The following is a 17,997-nucleotide window of genomic DNA, read 5'->3' on the forward strand; positions in this document are numbered from 1 at the left end:
CAGGTGGAAATTAACCCCGTCATTATACCGTGGATGGGTAATTTAACCGGTAAACGCTGCCTCGCCTCTAAATTTTTATGCTTGATAATCAAGGCGTAGGTGAGCATTTCGGCAATTTTAACAATTTATTAACCTCAAACGCATCATTTTTCTATCTTTGCGCCGGGGTAAGTCTTTTACGGCCAGCTCCTCTTGAACTCCCCCAGGGTGGGAACACAGCAAGGGTAGAGAGTTGAGCGGCGCGATAAAAGTAGCTTACCCTTTTTTATGCCCAAATTTTTCCAAGGGGGCAATTTTCGATATCCATACCCACCGATATCAACATTCAAAATACATTTCTTCTACCTAAACTAATTATCTTCGCATCATGCTTGATATACTCATCATAGGTGCCGGCCCAATTGGTTTGGCTTGCGGACTGGCAGCACAAAAGGCAGGGCTTAGCTTTGTTATCATCGAAAAAGGCTGCCTGGTAAACTCGCTTTACAATTACCCCGCCACCATGACCTTCTTTTCCACCAGCGAACGGCTGGAGATTGGCGGTGTACCCTTCGTTAGCCTCAACAAACAACCTAACCGTAACGAGGCGCTTGAGTACTACCGCCGCGTAGCGCTTGATAATAAGCTCCCTATTAACCTTTTCGAAGAGATTACCGATATAAAAGGCGATGCCGATGGCTATACCATCACCAGCAACAAGCAAACCTACCAGGCAAAAAAGGTGATTCTGAGTACCGGGTTTTACGATATTGCTGTAAAGCTCGATATCCCGGGCGAAGACCTGCCCAAAGTAAAACATTACTATAAAGACCCGCACTACTACGCCATGCAAAATATTGTGGTGGTAGGCAGCAGTAACTCCGCCATCGATGTAGCTTTAGAAACCTTCCGCAAGGGCGCGCACGTTACGCTGGTAGTACGTGGCCCCGAAGTAAGCAGCCGGGTAAAATACTGGGTTAGGCCCGATATTATTAACCGCATCAAAGAGGGTAGCATTACCGCTCACTTCAACTCCAGCCTGGCAGCAGTACGCCAAACCGAGGTAGATATTCAAACCCCCGATGGGCTCATAACCATCCCCAACGATTTTGTAATGGCCATGACGGGCTATAAACCAAATTTCGACTTTTTGGCCAAACTGGGCATTAACCTCACCAAAGATAAATTCGTCCCCCAGTACAACCCTGATACCATGGAAACCAACCTGCCGGGCATGTACCTCGCCGGCGTAGTTTGCGGTGGCTTGGATACCCACCTCTGGTTCATCGAAAACTCCCGCATCCATGCCGAGATGATCATTGGCGATATAGTGGCGAAGGGGAAGTAAGCGTTTAAAAATCTTTTATAAACTCAACGTCTTTGCGAGGAACGAAGCAATCTCTACACAGGAAAGTCCGCCACGCATGTCGCCTACTTATCTATCGGGAGATTGCTTCGTACCTCGCAATGAGGCGGTGGTTTAGTTGGAAAACAAGGAAAATCCCCCTTGTCATTCAGAGCGATAGCGAAGAATCTATTGTACGCTATGTATAGCCGATATGCGATTCAATTTGTGTTTTCAAAATAGTTTCACTTGCTTTCTCGCCGCTATATCTGCCTTTGCTTCTTGGGCATCTTTCCACTCGGTTTTACCGGCAAACCCGGCTATGTTTTTAAACGGGATGGTTTTATAAGTTTTCCATTTGCCATGCGTGGTGCCAAAGCTTTCGCGCTGCAATATTTTTAGTTCGGAGATCCAGAATGGCTCCAGCAATTTTTTGTGCTTAAAGTTTGGCCATAGTTTAGTAAAATCAGCCTCGGGAACGTTTCTTACCACAGTGATATGAGGCACCACCGCTTTCTTTACGTTGAGATTTTTGCGTAGCAGGGCAAACCAGTTTTCCGTAGCAGGGGTGCTGCGGATGTAGGCGTAGATGGTGTTTTTGCTGTGCAGATGTTCGAAGTGCTTAAACCCATCCATGTGCAGCAGTACGGGGGGCATAGCCTGCAGGGTGCTTTCCATCCGCTCAAAGGCGGCGTCTATCATGTAGGGCTTTTGGCGCTCCAGTTGATTGATGGTGATATGCGCGGGCGAGTTCATACTACCAAAATCGCCAATGTATTTTACCGACGCTTTTTTATAACGCGCTACCTCGTGCCTGATGTTCTCTGGCGGTGTAAGCAGGAAGAGGTAGTCGGAGTAGCCGTTCATGCGTTGTGTTTTATCATACAAATTTTGCTAATTATTTTAGCATTTCAAATTAAATTTTCATATTTGTGTATGGATGCTCAACGGCATATTGTACATATTGATCTCGACTCATTCTTCGTATCTGTAGAGCGTAAATTCAACCCTTCGCTCATTGGCAAGGCGGTTATCATCGGCGGTTCGGCAGATCGGGGCGTGGTGGCATCGTGCAGTTACGAGGCACGTGCTTTTGGCGTGCACAGTGCTATGCCTACACGGCAAGCGCTTAAACTTTGCCCCCATGCTATCGTGATCCACGGTACCCACGGGCGCTACAGCGACGCCTCTCGCGAGGTTACGAAGATCATCCATAAAAGTGTGCCCCTTTACCAAAAAACCTCGGTAGATGAGTTCTATATCGACCTGAGCGGCATGGAGCGTTTCCACAACCCGTACCAACTGGCTACCGACCTGCGGCAACGGGTGATCAGCGAAACCGGACTGCCTATTTCCTTCGGGATGGCATCGGGCCGGACCGTAGCTAAAATGGCGACCAACCAGGCAAAACCAAACGGACAGCTTTGGATAAAAGCAGGTGAGGAGAAGGCTTTTTTGGCACCGCTGAACATCCGCAAAATACCCGGATTGGGCGAGCATACCTGCCAAAAACTGTATCAGTACGGCATTGAAAAAATTGGCGATCTGCAAAAAGTGAACATCAAATTCCTGGAGGCGGTTTTCGGCAAAGCGGGCACTTACATCTACAATAAAGCCAACGGGATAGACGATACGGAGATCGTTTCGCACACAGGTCGCAAATCCATATCTACTGAAACTACTTTCCACAGTGATGTAAAAGATATCCGCACGCTGGAAAACACCCTCGTAAGCATGACCGAAGAACTCGCCGGCAAACTGCGCCGTGAAAACAAGGTAAGCAGTTGCCTGGCCATCAAGATCCGCTACGCTAATTTCGAAACGCATACCTTTCAGCAAAAGATCCCGCTAACAGCAGCCGAGCATATTCTGATACCCGGCATTAAAAACCTCCTCAAAAAAGCATGGAACCAGCACCGGCCCATTCGCCTCATCGGCGTACGCCTGAGCGACCTGTGCACCGGCAGCTACCAGATAAACCTGTTTGAAGACAATGAGGAACGCATTAAACTATACCAAGCCATGGATCATATCAACTTCAGATACGGAGAGAAAACCGTTTGCAGGGCCGCCGGCATGGAGATCGGGGCAAGGACGTTTAATCCGTTTATGAGAGGGTAACCGGGATTAAACCGATTTTTGCGATTAAGGGATTTTGATTTGCTTGCCATGGATTCAAGCGTGTAGATGATGTGAAAATGACCGGCGTGGGTTCACATCTGCATATTTGAAAATATATAATCTGCACATCAAACCAACTCTTTCCGCATCAACAGATCTGTTTGTTCATCCTGGCCCAGCATAAATTTGTGCTTGTCGAAAATGCTGAAACCTTTGTTTTGGTAAAAGCGGATGGCACCGGCGTTGTGCTCCCATACGCCAAGCCAGATGTACGTGCATTTGGCATCAATGGCGGTTTGGATGGCAAACTCTATAAGTTGCTTGCCAATTTGCTGCCCCTGGTATCCTTTAGAAACGTAAATGCGTTCCACTTCGAGGGCATCCGCGTGCTGAAATTCGGTTTGGGCGTTGTTGTGGTTGAGTTTAATATATCCGGCTGGTTCGCCATCAATCATAGCGAAAAAGAAATAGGAATCGGGGTTGGCCAGTTGCTGGTCAAAGCTTTGCAGTGTGAACGCTTTGGAAGCAAAGGCTTCCATATCCGCAGGATTGTTGAGATGCGCGAAAGCATCGAAAAAGGTCCGACGGCTTAGCTCCAGCAAACGGACGGACAGATCGGGCGTTACTCTTTTTATACTGACGTTGACAGGCATCGGCCCAAAAATACTTAATTGAATTGTTCCTGCAAACGCACCAGGCGGTCTATCATCAGGTTCAGTTTCTCCTGTTCGCTGGCGAATATTCGGCCCTTTAAGTAAAAGGTACAAAACAATAACCATGCTGCGGTAAGCCCGTAAGCAGCCAGCTTAAATTGGGTTGAGGCGCTTTGCAGTACTTCAAAAAAGTACAGCGTAAGGCCTACGCTCAGCAGTAAAACATATAAATAATACATCCAGCCGTAAATAGTGGCGCGGCTTTTCTGGTATTCTTTTAAACTTTGTAAATACGAAGAGGGGTCGATAGTGAGGTCCTGTTTGTTAATGAGGCGGTAATCGCGTATCATCATCAGTACATAAATAACCATGGTTGATAGTATGACAGCTATACCGGCATAGGTTATCCAGGAATGGAATACAAAAAACAGCATCACCATTGAAATACCGAATAAGGCCAGCAGCATGCCCGTAATACTCCAGAAAAGGTTGCGCGTTAAGCTGCTCATCCCTTTTTTTACCTGTTTCAGCACTTCTTCTACCGCAACCGGCTCAAGTTTTGGCTGTCCCTGCCAAACCATCAATAAATGATCAAAGTCTTTCATAATGGTTGTATAATTCGGTTAATTTTTGTTTAATACGATATATCTTCACTCTCAAATTCCCTTCTGATATACCCGAAACATCTGCAATTTCGGGATACGGCACTTCATCAAGCACCAATGTTATTATAATTCTTTCCGATTCCTCCAGCTTAGATATACACTTGTACAGCAAAGCAACCTGTTCGTTCTTTTCAGAGAACTCCTCGCGTTTGTTTTCAGCAATTAGTGGGGTCAGCTCATCCTTGGCCTGCCGTTTTTCCGACCGCAGGTAGGTTAAGCAGGTGTTCACCGCTATACGGTAGATCCAGGTTGATATCAGCGCCTGGTTACGAAACTTGTGTAAATTTTGCCAAACCTTTAAAAAGGTCTCCTGTAGCAGGTCGTTAGCGGCATCATCGTCACCCGTGTAACCATAGCACAAATGGAAAATTTTCTTTGAATTGGCTTCATATACCTTCCGGAAAGCTTCTTCTTTATTATCGGCCACTTGTTAATAGTTTAGTAGTTTTTGAAAGTTTGACGAAGGTAGGGGGTAAATGTTACAACAGGTAACTTTTTTTATTTATCCAGGTGAGTTTATCTTCGGCATTATCCAGCAGGGCGTTGTAATCCTGACTGTAATCAAACTGCAGGTCCTCGTGTAATTTACCAATAGAGCCTTTTACTTTCTCCAGTTGGCGGGTGAATATGAGGCGGATAGGCTTATAAGATGTTTGGCGGACAACATACTGCAGGTAGTTTTGGCAAAAGTTAAGCAACAGCTCAATCTCGGCCGGTTTTGTGCCGATGAATTTGGTATACTTGGTCAGCATTTTTAATATTTTGCGCAGCCCCTTGGCTGTAAAATAGCTTTGCGCGGGCAGTTGGCTAAACATAAAACCTGCTTCGGCTTTAATGCTTTCTATAAAATCATGCTCGTTATTCGCCTCAAAGAGGAGGTAAGCCAGCAGTTCTTTGTTTTCCTTTTTATAGCGTATCAGCCGCAGTGCTAATTCGGCAAGCTGCTCTTGCGGCAGGTGCTGTAGTTCTTTTTTTATTTGTTGTAATCCGTAGGTGGCGATGCTCATATTAAACTTTCTGCAACATAGTAAATTTTGTAGTTTAGCGGCACTGATCGTAACCAAATGCAAAAAAACAAACTCACCTTGTATATTTTTATAGCGCTTGTACTGGGTGTTATAGCCGGCTATATATACAATGCTACGGTAATAAACGCCATTAACACCAAAATGAGTGTTGCCGAAGCGCAGATAAAAACCATAGACCTGCAAATAGCAGCTGCCAAAGATACCACAACCGCCGATTTTAAGGCGCTTAAAACACAACGCACAGCGCAGGCAAAAGTTCGCAAGGAAAGTGATACCGCACGCGAGGATAAGCTGGTTGGCTTTACAGTGCTGAGTGATATTTTCCTGAGGCTTATAAAAATGATCGTAGCACCGCTGGTGTTTACTACACTTGTAGTGGGCGTGGCCAAGGTAGGCGATATTAAATCCGTAGGGCGTATTGGTGGTAAAACATTGCTATGGTTTTTGAGCGCAACGCTGGTATCCTTACTGCTGGGTATGGTGTTGGTTAACTTTTTTAAACCTGGCGAAGCGATGCATTTGCCATTACCGGATGCTAACCTAAGCACAGGCATCCAAAAAACAGCCTTATCCCTGCGCGATTTCATCGGTCACGTTTTCCCGAAGAGCTTTATAGAGGCGATGGCTAATAACGAGATATTGCAGATCGTGGTGTTCTCGCTTTTCTTTGGTGTAGCAACCGCCGCTATTGGCGAACCCGGGCTGATCGTGATTAAAGCTTTAGATGCTATTGCCCACGTGATATTAAAGATAACCGGCTATGTAATGCAACTGGCACCTTTAGCCGTATTCGGCGCTATAACCGCAATTATTGCCAAGCAGGGTTTGGGCATCTTATCCACCTACGCCATATTTATAGGTGAGTTTTATTTTTCCCTGTTGATATTATGGACAGTAATTGTGCTGGCAGGCTTCGCCGTGCTGCAAAAGCGCGCGTTTAATTTGGTGGGCAGGATAAAGGATGCTATGCTCATCGCCTTCAGTACCTCAACCAGCGAAGCTGCTTACCCTAAAGTATTGTTAGAATTAGAGCGTTTTGGCTGTAATAACAAAATCGTGAGTTTTGTATTGCCGCTGGGCTATTCCTTTAACCTTGATGGCTCCATGATGTACATGACTTTTGCATCCTTGTTTTTGGCCCAATCGTACGGTATTCATCTTAGTTTTAGTCAGCAATTATCTATGTTGCTGGTGCTCATGCTTACCAGTAAAGGTATAGCGGGTGTGCCGCGTGCATCTTTAGTAGTAATAGCAGGTACAATCTCATTATTTAATATCCCCGAAGCGGGATTGGCCTTATTAATTGGTATAGATCCCCTGTTAGATATGGGCCGCTCAGCGACAAATGTTTTAGGCAACGCAATGGCGACAGCCGTTGTAAGCAAATGGGAGGGAGAGCTTGGCAATGATTGAATTAGTGAAGGAGTGAATGAGTGATTTATCGAAGCAGTGGTTGCATGATCTTGAATATTGACTTAATTGTGGTTAATTTCACATAAATAAGTATTTAATTTGCACCCGATATGCCCGAAACTAACAAAACCGAATTCGTAGAAGCATTCCGCAACCGTACAAAAAAATTCGTAGTAGATAATATTAGATTTTTTAGGACCCTGCCGAAGACCGAAGAGGCAAGAATCATCGACAGGCAACTGCTTCGTTCGTCCTCTTCTGTAGGTGCAAATTATAGGGCTGCATGCCGGGCAAGATCCCAGGCAGAATTTCATTCAAAATTATCTATTGTGGTAGAGGAAGCAGATGAATTTGCTTTTTGGACGGAAGTACTTGTTGAGGCAGACGTTGTTACATTACCGGAGTTAGAACCACTACTAAATGAAGCAAACCAAATCCTGAAAGTAACGGCTGCCGCCCGTAAAACCGTCTCTAAATAACCGCGAATGAGCTCTTAAATCACTCATTCGCTAAATCACTCATTCACTAATTTTCTTCCATGAAGTCGAAAAAAATATTTCTTATCCTAAGTATTGTTGTGCCTTTTTTGCTGTATTGCTTTTATTACTACGGCATGATGGTGAAGAACGCTCCTTATAAATTCTCGGAGTTTCAGTCGATGCAGTTTCAGTTTGGTTATAAGGACCGCCTCCTGAATAAATACGATTCTAAAACCGGCGACTACCAGTATCTCACCCGCAAAGATTCGTTAGTGAAGATGCATATGCGCCTAACTAATGACGACCTGCTATACCTGCACCGCAAAGCCGCAGAATTGGGTTTTTGGGATTTCCCGGCGAATGAGTTAAGTGAAGACAGTACTACGCGCGTACCGCGCTATATCATAACCTTCACTTACAAGCGTAAAACCAAGCGCATTGTGTTTGATGGCGATTACAATGGCCCCGAAAAATTGGTAGATGCCAACCAGCGCCTGATAAAAGAGATCCAGGGCAGGTTGGGTGATGCTGAGCAGCGCTTGAAAAAATAATATGAAATACCTGCTGGCTTTTACATTTATACTGTTTTGCACAACCGGTTTTGCACAACAAATTACGTATTCCGAATGGAAAATACAAGCAACAGAGGATATCCGTTTATTGCCAGAGTATGGGCACGTTGCTAAATCTGAAGAGCAAATTGCAGCCGATAAGGAATTGATTGCTACCGAACTTAAAGAAAACGGCACGCACAGGAAGGCATCTGATGCGCTGATAAAAATGGGCTTTACCTACTTCTACCGCGGCGACCTAAAAACGGCTATGTATCGGTTTAACCAGGCTTACCTGCTCGATGCAACTAATGAGAATATTTATTGGGGCTTTGGTGCTATTTATGGCTCGTTTGGCGATTACCCGGCTACATTGGAACAATACGATAAAGGTTTGGCCATTAATCCTGATAATGCATTGCTATTGACAGATAAGGCGACTATTTACTTTGTTAACTTTCAGCAGGAACGGGGAGTAGACAAAAGCAAACTCGATACAGCATTAAGCTTACTCACTAAGTCTTTCGCTATCGACCCAAAAAGCGAAAACACTACCTTTAAACTATCGGTATGTTATTTTTTGGCGAATGATTGCGCAGATGCGTGGAAATACTACGAGGCTTGTGTAAAGCTGGGGGGCAAACCAATCTCTGTCGAATATACGACCGCGCTGAAAAACCAGTGTAATAAGTAATTATTTGGTGTTGTTTATTATAAATGTAAACACTATATTTGCACCTCAAAATTTAAAACAATAATTAATCAACAATGTACGCAATAGTAAGTATAGCCGGGCAACAATTTAAAGTTGCGAAAGACCAGCAGATCTTTGTACACCGTTTACAAGGAGATGAAGGCGCTAATATTGAATTTGACAATGTGTTGTTAGCAGAGAACGAAGGCAGCTTTAAGTTAGGTTCAGACCTGGCAGGCGCTAAAGTATCGGCTAAGATCGTGTCTCATTTAAAAGGTGATAAAGTAATTATCTTCAAAAAGAAAAGAAGAAAAGGTTACCAGAAGAAAAATGGCCATCGCCAGCAATTTACCAAGATAGAGATCACCGGTATCACATTATAATTAAATTTTAACCGGGGTTTTACTATCCCACAAAAGAAATTAAGAAATGGCACACAAAAAAGGGGCCGGTAGTTCAAGAAACGGCCGCGAATCACATAGCAAGCGTTTAGGTATCAAAATTTTTGGTGGCCAGCCTGCAATTGCTGGTAACATCATCGTTCGTCAGCGTGGTACCAAGCACAACCCGGGTTTAAACGTAGGTATTGGTAAAGACCATACCCTGTTTGCTTTAATTGCAGGCAACGTAGTATTTAAAAAGAAAGCAGATAACCGTTCATACGTTTCTGTTATACCTTTCGAAGTGGCACCAATTGCTGAAGATGCTGCACCGGCACCTGTTGCTAAGGCAGAGCCTAAAGCTGTAAAAGTTGCTGCACCTGTTGCAGAAGTTGAAGCTGCTGAAGAAGCACCTAAAGCTAAGAAAGCGCCTAAAGCTAAAAAAGAAGAAGCTGCTGATACTGAAGAAGTTCCTGCTGCTGAGTAATTAGCAATAAGATAAGTATTAAAAAGCCCTGTATCGAAAGATATGGGGCTTTTTTTGTTGGATAACTTGCTAATCAACATTTTTTTTGCCGAACTCAAAGGCCAGATGCTTTACAAAGAATACCTGCCTCATCTCCGGTTGCGCAAATATGTAGAATGCTACTGGAAGTTTGTAATAGCCCCGGCTACAAACGATGCCGACGCCGCGCCTTTGAACCACATTTTCCCGCCAGATGGAAGCTGTACTTTATTATTCCTCAGTATGGCCTCGTTTCATCACAAAGGGATGGTGTTTGTAGGCCCTACAACGGTTATTAAAGAAATCCCTGTTTTTGCAAACTCCATTACCATAGGCGTGCGTTTAAAGCCAGGCTGCTCTCCATGGCTTAATAAGGTGGATGTAGGAACCATAATCAACAACGCTATACAATATCAGCCTTACGACATTAACGAATGGCAACAAGATTTTTTGCAACAACTGAGTTTAGATTTTGACGAGCCTCAAGTGTTAGATAACATCTTACTTAAAATAGAAGCCACAAGCGGTTTTGAACCGGATGACCGCGTGCTAAAAGCCGTCGATTTTATCATCGCCGGAAATGGGCAAGTTACGTTGCCAGAGATTGCCGCGGCGAGTTGTGCAAGCCCGCGACAATTACAACGTGTATTTACAACACAAACTGGTATCAGCATAAAACAATTTTGCCAATTAAGACGCTTGCGTAAAGCTATTATAGACCTGCATGTGCAGCACCGTACTTACCCCGAAATGGTGACCGACCGCGGCTTCGCCGACCAGGCGCATTACTATAAATCTTTTAAAAATGTTGCCGGGTACGACATTCGCAAATTTATAGGCTACATTGGCCAGATAGAACACATTATGGTTTAGCAAAATGTCGTAATTGTACAATACATTTCGGCATTGGGTAAATATTTTTGAGGAAAAAAAAACATGACAAAATTTACATCCTTAACCGCTGTGCTGCTTCTAATATCAGTAGCCTGCTTTTCGCAATCAACAGAAACCGACGCTACCGCGAAAACAGAGGTAAGCAAACTTGCATTCATCGCCGGTAAATGGGCCGGCAAAGGCTGGATGATGATGCAGAGTGGAAGAGAAAGCTTCAACCAAACCGAAAATGTACAAATGAAACTGGATAGCACTATTGTGCTGATAGAAGGGTTAGGCAAAGCTAACGGAAAAATGATACATAACGCACTGGCGTTTATTACATTCAACAAAGCCGGTGGTTACAATTTCCGGTCGTATCTGGCGACAGGCCGTGAGGGGCAGTTTAAAGCTGAGCTTATCGGCAGTAAAATACACTGGTACCCCACCGAAAACATGCGCTACATTATTGAACTGAACGACAAAGGCCAATGGTTTGAAACAGGCGAAATGAACCGCGACGGCAAATGGCTTAAGTTCTTCGAGATGACGCTGGATAAGGTGAAGTAAACAAGAAGCTACTGAATAGCAATATGATAAATATTGAAAAGCCCTGTATCGAGAGATGTGGGGCTTTTTGTGTGGATGTTCGTAGTAAAGGTCTTTATATCCTATTCTTCAGAAGCCATCATTAAGCAACTTACAGCCGATGAGTACTTACTTCTAACAGGTTTCCCCTTATTATAACCAGGGGTCCACTTAACACTTTTTATCTGTTTTAAAAATTGCGAAGCTATATCTTTATTGCCTCTTATGATACGTTCATGCGTGATCGTTCCATTTTTTTCGACAACGAATTCTACTGCTATTCTGGTATCAAAGCTGGAAGGGATGGGTTTCGGTACTCTAACTTTTTTTAAGAAGTCTATCGATAACTTATTTTCTGCACCGGGGTATTCAGGTGGAATTTCTGTGTAACTGTAGATAATAGTGTCAGGCTTAGATTGTGCCTTCAACATCGCAGGAAGTAACAGTAAACAAAAAAACACATTCCTCATTATAATATCTTTATTCGTAAACCACCCTCTTAAAATACCATCCATCAGCATCAACCAAGGGCATGGTTTTGCTGGTGATGCTTACACCCTTATCAGTTACGGTTATATGCTGTACACCAGCATCGGTAGTGATATCAAGTGGTAGTGGCATACTGATATTATCCAGTTTTACCAGGTATTTGCCATCCTGCCGTTGCGGGGTAACGCTTATCTGCAGCTTATCCGTAGTACGCAGGTACATATCAAACAGTGGCTTTAGGCTTTTGCCATAGGCTGCGCTGAAGTACTGCTCCACATCGTCGGTATTGTTGAGGTTGCTGTAGGTGTGCTTAGGGTCGGTTGCGAAACCTTTTAAGGTAGGGAAGAACAGGCTATCGCCCATTACATAGTTTAAGGTATGCATAAAGAACGCGCCCTTGCTGTATATATCACCGTTATAGGCCGATTCTTCGTCGATATCCTTACCCAGAACAATAGGCTGCTTGTTTTGGATCCCCTTTAACGTTTTTTGGAATAGCTTGATATAAGCCGGTTTGCCTGCAAACTCCAGGGTGAAAAGCGCGTCGGCATAGCTGCCGATGCCTTCGTGGATCCAGTAATCGGCCCAGTCGATTGCAGTTATTTTATTACCCCACCATTCGTGGCCAAACTCGTGGTGCAAAAGCCAATCATAATCCTGGCTGCCTACGCGCACGTATTTGAATTTGTTGCCATAAGCCACCATACTTTGGTGCTCCATACCTAAATGAGGCGTTTCTACTAATCCCACTTTTTCCTTGGCCCAGGGGTATTCGCCAAAATACTTTTCCTTTTCGTGGATGGTAACCTCAAACATGTCCATCAGCTTATTGGCCTTCTCGGCATGCTCTTTCAGCACGTAGAATTGGATAGGCACGGTGTTGCCCGCCACGCTTTTGTAAGTGCGCTGCACCAGCTTATAATCGCCCACGTTGAACAGGATGCTGTAATTATTGATGCTATAGTTGGTTTTCCAGTGAAAGGTGGCTTTGTCGCCTTTTTTGGTGGTTTTTATCAATAAGCCCGGCCCGGCAACTACCAGATCCTTAGGGACGGTGATGATAAGGTCTGCACCCTCGTTCGGCTCGTCGGACGGGTGATCTTTACAAGGATAGTACACCTTGCCACCGGTGCCTTCAGCGGTAATGGCCAGCCACTGGTGGCCGGTAGAATCCTTTGTAAAAGTAAACCCGTCATCCCATGGCGGGCGCACGGCAATGTGCGGTTTGCCTCCATAAACAACTTTTATGCTTGCTTTTCCGGCCGGCAATTCCTTCACCGTGTTAATGGTGATCATATTGTTTTTATAGATAAACGGCTCTTTTTTACCATTTACCAAAACAGCGCTTACGTTCAGCGAATCCAGCAGATCGAATAGCAATACGTGGGTGGGCTTCTCCAATATTACATCGATGGTTGCATAACCGTCGATGGTTTTTTGTTTGAAGTTTACATCCAGCGCGATGGTGTAATGCCTTACATCCATATTGGCCTGCTCGGGTTTTAATTTACCGCCTGAGGTTGTTTTGCTTTGGGCGGATGCTGTTAAGCATGCTACGCTTATCGCTAATGCAAAAGCACATGTTTTTAAAATGTTGTTAGTCATTACTTAAATTGAATGAAACAGGGATTGAATATTGAACCCGGACTGGCCGTCCTCCCTGTATACCGGGATTCCAGGCTGGCGACATCGCCATCAGGCGTAAAGCTTCGGCATCCGTTTCGGCTGACAGGCTTTTAATAACTTTTATGCCGGTTAAGGTACCGTCTCTCTCCACAACAAAACTTACAATTACCCGCCCCTGCACATTATCCTCTCTTGCTTTTTCGGGATATTTTAAATTTTTGGACAAAAACTTAAGGAGCTTTCCAAAACCTCCTTTAAAATCGGGTGGTACTTCTACGGGCTTAAATACCTGCACCGTGTCTTTTACGCTTTTTGCAGTATCAGCAGTTTGGGCTTTCGCAGCTAACATTGCCACGGAGAAAAGTAGGGTTAGGTATAGTTTTATTTTCATATTAACTCGAATATAGTTGGGAAAACAAGCATTCGCGTATAAAATTTCTTTTTCATTCTTCACTTGCCAAACATATAAATAGTGGCATGAAATATTGGCATCGTACAACATACCCTTTGTGAATTGCCGGCCTCCATTTGGGTGAAGCCTTTAGCAACCCAATCATCGATCTTTCTAAAGAGGTGTGCTGTGGCCGAACAATTTTAATTTGTTTAACACTACCATCTTTTTCAATAATAAATATTGCTGTTATTCTTCCCTGAGAATTTTCGTTCGGATAAGGGCCAGCATAACGGAGGTTTTTTAAGAGATATTTATTGAAGGCACCTTCATCCTTTCCAAATTGCGGCTGCTGTTCTACAGCTGTATAAACAGTAGTATCCTTCATATTAATTCGCGGCCTTGTGTGCTGCGCTTTTGCAAAAGAAGCCGAGAAAATAAAAACAATTACAAGAATTTGCTTCATGGCGATCTGGACTTAGTCTTCTTTTATAGCAAACATTAATGGTACGGTATACCCGCATTTAACCGGCTTGCCGAACTGCATTCCCGGCTTCCATTTCGGCATCTTTTTCAACGCTGATACGGCCGCCTTATCAAAGGCAGGATGTAAACTTTTAATTACCCTAAAGTCGGTTGTGCTGCCGTCTTTTTGTATTACAAAGCTGACAAGCACTCTGCCCTCTGCATCGATGTCGCCTTCCGGCCATTTCAGATTTTTTGCTATGAATTTTTTTAATGCAATCGGGCCACCCGGGAATTCAGACTGCAATTCTATTGGGCAATTTATGGCGTTGCTCGTGGCTTTCGCTTTGTTTGGCTGTGCGGAAACTGTAGCCGTAGCAAGCAACCCCATCAACAAAAATAAAATCACTTTCATACCCCTAAATATACTAATATTCCCTCACCAGCAAACCATCGGCAAAATCTCGCAGGTATTGTTTGCTGTCTTCGGGCAGGTTGATCTGCTCCAGCGCTTTAAAGGCTTTTTCGGCGTAGGCCTGCATTTCGTCCTCGGCGTATTGGCGCACGTTTACCGTGTTGTAAATTTGGGTAACTGTGGCTACTTTTTCTGCTGCATCAAAAGTTGCGGCGGTTACCCGGCTTTGCAGTTGTTCGGCATCGGTGCCTTCAACTAACTGCAGGGCCTTTATCAGCAGGTAAGTTTTTTTGTTGGAGATGATATCGCCGCCAACCTGTTTGCCAAATTTTGCAGGGTCGCCGTAAACATCCAGTATATCATCCTGTAGCTGGAATGCGATACCGAGGTTCACGCCGAAATCAGATAACAACTCGGCATCCTTTTCATCCGCTTCGCCAATCAACGCACCAATTTTTAATGCACCACCCAGCACCACGGCTGTTTTAAGGCGGATCATGTTGATGTATTCCTCAATGCTGATATCTGTGCTGGTCTCAAAGGTCATGTCCAGCTGCTGGCCTTCGCAAACACCAACGGCGGTTTCGTTAAAAATATCCAGCACGTGGCGCAGGATGTTATCGTGCACCTGCATCATCAGCTTGTAGCCTTCAATCAGCATTACATCGCCGCTGAGGATGGCCACATTTTGGTTCCATTTTTCGTGCACAGTTGAGCGACCGCGGCGGATGGGGGCGTTATCCATAATATCGTCATGCATCAGCGTGAAGTTATGGAACACCTCTATGGCCAGGGCAGGGGGCAGGGCCGCTTCCACATCGCCGCCAAACAGGTCGCAGGCCATTAGTAACAAGGCAGGCCTCATTCTTTTGCCGCCGATGGATAAAATATAACTTATAGGTTCGTACAGTTCGGCCGGATAAGTCGGGTATTTCAGCTGTTCTACGGAGGTTGCAATAAGTGCTTGCAGGTCTTCGAGTTTTCTCATTCTCAGGGGTTAAGTAGTGAGCGGTTGATCAGAGGATGGTTTTTGCAACCCCTCACCATTCAACCATTCACTACTCACAATAATTAATTAACTAACGAAAAATCTATCTGTTTCTTGGTCAGATCCACGTTCTTCACACGTATGGCAACTTCATCGCCAAGCTGGTAAATCTTCTTTTTGCGCTGGCCGATGATGGCGTAATTCTTCTCGTCCAAAGTGTAAAAATCGTCGCTGATATCGCGCAGCCGTATCATGCCCTCGCATTTGTTCTCAATGATCTCTACGTACATCCCCCATTCGGTAACACCCGAAATAATGCCGGTGAATACATTGCCCACCTGGTCTTTAAGGTACTCGGCCTGTTTGTATTTAACCGATGAACGCTCTGCATCCGCTGCCTTCTTCTCCATCTGCGAGCTGTGCTTACACAGTTCCTCGTAATGGTCGCCGTTTACGCTTTGCCCGCCATTTAAATAGTGGAAAAGCAGCCTGTGCACCATTACATCTGGGTATCGGCGGATAGGCGAGGTAAAGTGCGTATAGTGATCAAACGCCAAACCATAATGACTTGATGTTTTAGTGGTATAAATAGCCTTAGCCATAGAGCGGATGGCCAGGTGAGTAAGCACATTCTGCTCTTTTTTACCTTCCACATCCTCCATTAAAAAATTAAGAGATTTTGCAGTTTCTTTATCAGATTTTGTATTGATCTTATACCCAAACCGTGCTGCAAATTGCGCGAAGTTGGCCAGTGCATCGGGTTTAGGGGAATCGTGCGCGCGGTAAACAAAGGTGTACTTGTGTTTGCCTTTACCCATTTTGCTTACGTATTCGGCCACTTTTTTATTGGCCAAAAGCATAAAATCTTCAATCAGCTTGTGGGCGTCCTTACGTTCTTTTACATATACGCCGGTTGGTTTGCCGGTTTCATCCAGCTTAAATTTAACTTCAGTAGTTTCAAAGCTGATGGCGCCATTTTTAAATTTACGGTCGCGCAGTTTATAGGCAAGGGCGTTTAGCTGCTCAATTTCTTCTACGTAATCGCCGGTTTTGGTTTCTATTACATCCTGCACTTCCTCGTAAGTAAAGCGCCTGTCGCTATGGATAACGGTTTTGCCAAACCATTGCTCAATAATATTGGCGTCCGCATCCATCTCAAACACTGCCGCGAAGCAAAGCTTATCTTCCTTAGGGCGCAACGAGCATAGTCCGTTAGAAAGCCTTTCGGGCAGCATCGGGATTACCCTATCTACCAGGTAAACAGAGGTTCCGCGTTCGTAAGCCTCCTTATCCAAAGCCGAATCGGGGATGATATAATGCGATACATCGGCAATGTGCACACCTACCTCGTAATTGCCGTTATCCAGCTTTTTGTAGGAGATGGCATCATCGAAATCCTTGGCATCGAATGGATCGATGGTGATGGTGAGCGTGTTACGGAAATCTTTACGTTTAGCAATTTCGTCCGCAGAGATCTCCGCCGGAATTTCTTCGGCATCCTTCTCCACTTCGGCAGGGAAAGAAAGCGGGAAACCGTACTCCGCCAGGATGGCGTTCATTTCGGTATCGTTCTCGCCCTGGTTGCCCAGTACGTGTTTAATACGACCGATGGGGTTTTTAGCGCCGGCTGGCCAGTCGGTAATTTCGGCGATTGCTTTTATACCGTTCTTAGCACCGTTAAGATCGCTGATGGGAATAAAAATATCGTGCATCATCTTACGGTCGTCTGGGATGAAGAAGGCAAAACGCTCGGAGAGTTTTACAATACCGGTGAACTCCATTTTGTTGCGCTGCAAAATCTCTATCACTTCGCCTTCCTGGCGCTTACCCTTGCTGGCGGCGTATACGTATACTTTTACACGGTCGCCATTAAGCGCGTTGCGCAGCTTACGCGGTGCTACAAAAATATCGGTTTCGGCAGGGTCATCGGTAACGATGAACGCGGATCCATCGTTGGTAAGATCAACCTTGCCTTCAACAAAGGTTTTCAGTTCCAGCAGTTGAAATTTGCCGGGAGTGATCTCTTTCAGGACACCTTTGAAGGCTTCGTCCTTCAGTACATCAAAAATAACATCCCGGGCATCCGGGTCGCGTACGTTTAGCTTGGCCGAAACCTGCTTATGATTGAGTGGCGTATTGCCATTTTGTTCGAATATATCCAGCACCATTTGCGTAAGCACCTGGTTGATAGATGAATTGCCTTTTTTTTTCTTTTTAGACATAGGTATAATTAATGCGCTAAGATACGGAAAGAACTGTTAAGGAGGATTAACGATTTTATTTGATAAATAGTAGGCCAGGGAGCATTGTTATAAATTGAAACAAGCCGGGACGGCATTAGATGACGCC

General features: G+C 44.7%; 22 protein-coding genes and 1 other RNA gene. 11 read left to right on the forward strand and 12 right to left on the reverse strand.

Features of this window, described 5'->3' with window-relative positions; translation table 11 throughout:
* The first annotated feature begins 165 nt into the window (after positions 1–165).
* Together ffs and ABIX36_RS05510 are read left to right on the forward strand one after the other, a co-directional pair.
* Positions 166–264: signal recognition particle sRNA small type (ffs, locus tag ABIX36_RS05505), an RNA gene on the forward strand.
* A 103-nt stretch (positions 265–367) separates the two neighbouring features.
* On the forward strand, positions 368–1,327 hold the full coding sequence (locus tag ABIX36_RS05510; RefSeq protein ID WP_348081161.1) for a YpdA family putative bacillithiol disulfide reductase: 960 nt from the start codon (positions 368–370) through the stop codon (positions 1,325–1,327).
* Positions 1,328–1,558: 231 nt separating this feature from the next.
* Here the strand turns inward: ABIX36_RS05510 and ABIX36_RS05515 are convergent, their stop codons facing one another.
* On the reverse strand, positions 1,559–2,191 hold the full coding sequence (locus ABIX36_RS05515) for a 2'-5' RNA ligase family protein (protein WP_348081162.1): 633 nt from the start codon (positions 2,189–2,191) through the stop codon (positions 1,559–1,561).
* 69 nt (positions 2,192–2,260) lie between these two features.
* Between ABIX36_RS05515 and dinB the strand changes: the two genes are divergently transcribed.
* Positions 2,261–3,445, forward strand: coding sequence for a DNA polymerase IV (dinB, locus tag ABIX36_RS05520; protein WP_348081163.1), 1,185 nt, complete (start codon positions 2,261–2,263; stop codon positions 3,443–3,445).
* Between the two features lie 128 nt (positions 3,446–3,573).
* On the opposite strand, the gene ABIX36_RS05525 is transcribed toward dinB, so the two are convergent.
* From ABIX36_RS05525 to ABIX36_RS05540, 4 genes are read right to left on the reverse strand one after another with little or no spacing between them, the layout of a single operon-like run.
* Entirely contained in the window at positions 3,574–4,098 is a 525-nt protein-coding gene (locus ABIX36_RS05525; RefSeq protein ID WP_348081164.1) for a GNAT family N-acetyltransferase, read from the reverse strand.
* Positions 4,099–4,112: 14 nt separating this feature from the next.
* Positions 4,113–4,703, reverse strand: coding sequence for a hypothetical protein (locus ABIX36_RS05530; protein WP_348081165.1), 591 nt, complete (start codon positions 4,701–4,703; stop codon positions 4,113–4,115).
* A complete protein-coding gene (locus tag ABIX36_RS05535; RefSeq protein ID WP_191190517.1) occupies positions 4,690–5,190 on the reverse strand; it encodes an RNA polymerase sigma factor in 501 nt (166 codons plus the stop codon). Before ABIX36_RS05535 ends, ABIX36_RS05530 begins: the two co-directional genes overlap by 14 nt.
* Positions 5,191–5,242: 52 nt before the next feature.
* Positions 5,243–5,770 carry a hypothetical protein gene (locus ABIX36_RS05540; protein WP_348081166.1) on the reverse strand — a complete coding sequence of 176 codons (528 nt, stop codon included), beginning with the start codon at positions 5,768–5,770 and terminating at the stop codon, positions 5,243–5,245.
* A gap of 57 nt (positions 5,771–5,827) precedes the next feature.
* Here ABIX36_RS05540 and ABIX36_RS05545 point away from each other — a divergent pair, with 57 nt between their 5' ends.
* From ABIX36_RS05545 to ABIX36_RS05580, 8 genes are all read left to right on the forward strand, one after another.
* A complete protein-coding gene (locus ABIX36_RS05545; RefSeq protein ID WP_348081167.1) occupies positions 5,828–7,204 on the forward strand; it encodes a dicarboxylate/amino acid:cation symporter in 1,377 nt (458 codons plus the stop codon).
* A gap of 110 nt (positions 7,205–7,314) precedes the next feature.
* Positions 7,315–7,683, forward strand: a complete 369-nt coding sequence (locus ABIX36_RS05550) for a four helix bundle protein (RefSeq protein ID WP_348081168.1) — start codon at positions 7,315–7,317, stop codon at positions 7,681–7,683.
* Between the two features lie 59 nt (positions 7,684–7,742).
* Positions 7,743–8,234: a hypothetical protein gene (locus ABIX36_RS05555; RefSeq protein WP_348081169.1), complete on the forward strand. Its 492-nt coding sequence runs from the start codon at positions 7,743–7,745 to the stop codon at positions 8,232–8,234.
* 1 nt (position 8,235) lies between these two features.
* Complete coding sequence (locus ABIX36_RS05560; protein WP_348081170.1) at positions 8,236–8,928, forward strand: hypothetical protein; 693 nt, start codon at positions 8,236–8,238, stop codon at positions 8,926–8,928.
* Positions 8,929–9,002: 74 nt separating this feature from the next.
* Positions 9,003–9,311 (forward strand): 50S ribosomal protein L21, encoded by a 309-nt coding sequence (rplU, locus tag ABIX36_RS05565; protein ID WP_128535000.1) that lies wholly within the window; start codon positions 9,003–9,005, stop codon positions 9,309–9,311.
* A gap of 46 nt (positions 9,312–9,357) precedes the next feature.
* Positions 9,358–9,795 (forward strand): 50S ribosomal protein L27, encoded by a 438-nt coding sequence (rpmA, locus tag ABIX36_RS05570; RefSeq protein ID WP_348081171.1) that lies wholly within the window; start codon positions 9,358–9,360, stop codon positions 9,793–9,795.
* Positions 9,796–9,861: 66 nt separating this feature from the next.
* Positions 9,862–10,686, forward strand: coding sequence for a helix-turn-helix domain-containing protein (locus ABIX36_RS05575; protein ID WP_348081172.1), 825 nt, complete (start codon positions 9,862–9,864; stop codon positions 10,684–10,686).
* A gap of 63 nt (positions 10,687–10,749) precedes the next feature.
* Positions 10,750–11,256: a hypothetical protein gene (locus tag ABIX36_RS05580; RefSeq protein ID WP_348081173.1), complete on the forward strand. Its 507-nt coding sequence runs from the start codon at positions 10,750–10,752 to the stop codon at positions 11,254–11,256.
* 101 nt (positions 11,257–11,357) lie between these two features.
* Here the strand turns inward: ABIX36_RS05580 and ABIX36_RS05585 are convergent, their stop codons facing one another.
* The 7 genes from ABIX36_RS05585 to rnr all read right to left on the reverse strand — a co-directional run bounded on the left by ABIX36_RS05585 (position 11,358) and on the right by rnr (position 17,870).
* Positions 11,358–11,795: a hypothetical protein gene (locus ABIX36_RS05585; RefSeq protein ID WP_348081174.1), complete on the reverse strand. Its 438-nt coding sequence runs from the start codon at positions 11,793–11,795 to the stop codon at positions 11,358–11,360.
* Entirely contained in the window at positions 11,755–13,368 is a 1,614-nt protein-coding gene (locus ABIX36_RS05590) for a M1 family metallopeptidase (RefSeq protein WP_348081175.1), read from the reverse strand. The genes ABIX36_RS05585 and ABIX36_RS05590 overlap by 41 nt, the downstream gene beginning before the upstream one ends.
* Positions 13,361–13,843, reverse strand: a complete 483-nt coding sequence (locus ABIX36_RS05595) for an energy transducer TonB (RefSeq protein WP_348081176.1) — start codon at positions 13,841–13,843, stop codon at positions 13,361–13,363. Before ABIX36_RS05595 ends, ABIX36_RS05590 begins: the two co-directional genes overlap by 8 nt.
* Positions 13,833–14,246, reverse strand: coding sequence for an energy transducer TonB (locus tag ABIX36_RS05600; RefSeq protein ID WP_348081177.1), 414 nt, complete (start codon positions 14,244–14,246; stop codon positions 13,833–13,835). Before ABIX36_RS05600 ends, ABIX36_RS05595 begins: the two co-directional genes overlap by 11 nt.
* 12 nt (positions 14,247–14,258) lie before the next feature.
* On the reverse strand, positions 14,259–14,660 hold the full coding sequence (locus ABIX36_RS05605; protein WP_348081178.1) for an energy transducer TonB: 402 nt from the start codon (positions 14,658–14,660) through the stop codon (positions 14,259–14,261).
* 13 nt (positions 14,661–14,673) lie between these two features.
* Entirely contained in the window at positions 14,674–15,648 is a 975-nt protein-coding gene (locus ABIX36_RS05610) for a polyprenyl synthetase family protein (RefSeq protein WP_348081179.1), read from the reverse strand.
* An 83-nt stretch (positions 15,649–15,731) separates the two neighbouring features.
* The gene (rnr, locus tag ABIX36_RS05615; RefSeq protein ID WP_348081180.1) at positions 15,732–17,870 is read right to left on the reverse strand and encodes a ribonuclease R; all 2,139 of its coding nucleotides are present in this window, start codon (positions 17,868–17,870) and stop codon (positions 15,732–15,734) included.
* Between the last annotated feature and the right edge of the window lie 127 nt (positions 17,871–17,997).

Origin of the sequence: Mucilaginibacter sp. (assembly GCF_039925265.1) — a bacterium.
Classification (GTDB): Bacteria; Bacteroidota; Bacteroidia; order Sphingobacteriales; family Sphingobacteriaceae; genus Mucilaginibacter.

Excerpts from the sequence above, each read along its gene's own strand:
- ABIX36_RS05510 (WP_348081161.1), top strand. The coding sequence starts at position 368 with ATGCTTGATATACTCATCATAGGTGCCGGCCCAATTGGTTTGGCTTGC.
- ABIX36_RS05515 (WP_348081162.1), bottom strand. The coding sequence starts at position 2,191 with ATGAACGGCTACTCCGACTACCTCTTCCTGCTTACACCGCCAGAGAAC.
- dinB (WP_348081163.1), top strand. The coding sequence starts at position 2,261 with ATGGATGCTCAACGGCATATTGTACATATTGATCTCGACTCATTCTTC.
- ABIX36_RS05525 (WP_348081164.1), bottom strand. The coding sequence starts at position 4,098 with ATGCCTGTCAACGTCAGTATAAAAAGAGTAACGCCCGATCTGTCCGTC.
- ABIX36_RS05530 (WP_348081165.1), bottom strand. The coding sequence starts at position 4,703 with ATGAAAGACTTTGATCATTTATTGATGGTTTGGCAGGGACAGCCAAAA.
- ABIX36_RS05540 (WP_348081166.1), bottom strand. The coding sequence starts at position 5,770 with ATGAGCATCGCCACCTACGGATTACAACAAATAAAAAAAGAACTACAG.
- ABIX36_RS05545 (WP_348081167.1), top strand. The coding sequence starts at position 5,828 with ATGCAAAAAAACAAACTCACCTTGTATATTTTTATAGCGCTTGTACTG.
- ABIX36_RS05550 (WP_348081168.1), top strand. The coding sequence starts at position 7,315 with ATGCCCGAAACTAACAAAACCGAATTCGTAGAAGCATTCCGCAACCGT.
- ABIX36_RS05555 (WP_348081169.1), top strand. The coding sequence starts at position 7,743 with ATGAAGTCGAAAAAAATATTTCTTATCCTAAGTATTGTTGTGCCTTTT.
- ABIX36_RS05560 (WP_348081170.1), top strand. The coding sequence starts at position 8,236 with ATGAAATACCTGCTGGCTTTTACATTTATACTGTTTTGCACAACCGGT.
- rplU (WP_128535000.1), top strand. The coding sequence starts at position 9,003 with ATGTACGCAATAGTAAGTATAGCCGGGCAACAATTTAAAGTTGCGAAA.
- rpmA (WP_348081171.1), top strand. The coding sequence starts at position 9,358 with ATGGCACACAAAAAAGGGGCCGGTAGTTCAAGAAACGGCCGCGAATCA.
- ABIX36_RS05580 (WP_348081173.1), top strand. The coding sequence starts at position 10,750 with ATGACAAAATTTACATCCTTAACCGCTGTGCTGCTTCTAATATCAGTA.
- ABIX36_RS05585 (WP_348081174.1), bottom strand. The coding sequence starts at position 11,795 with ATGCTGATGGATGGTATTTTAAGAGGGTGGTTTACGAATAAAGATATT.
- ABIX36_RS05590 (WP_348081175.1), bottom strand. The coding sequence starts at position 13,368 with ATGACTAACAACATTTTAAAAACATGTGCTTTTGCATTAGCGATAAGC.
- ABIX36_RS05600 (WP_348081177.1), bottom strand. The coding sequence starts at position 14,246 with ATGAAGCAAATTCTTGTAATTGTTTTTATTTTCTCGGCTTCTTTTGCA.
- ABIX36_RS05605 (WP_348081178.1), bottom strand. The coding sequence starts at position 14,660 with ATGAAAGTGATTTTATTTTTGTTGATGGGGTTGCTTGCTACGGCTACA.
- ABIX36_RS05610 (WP_348081179.1), bottom strand. The coding sequence starts at position 15,648 with ATGAGAAAACTCGAAGACCTGCAAGCACTTATTGCAACCTCCGTAGAA.
- rnr (WP_348081180.1), bottom strand. The coding sequence starts at position 17,870 with ATGTCTAAAAAGAAAAAAAAAGGCAATTCATCTATCAACCAGGTGCTT.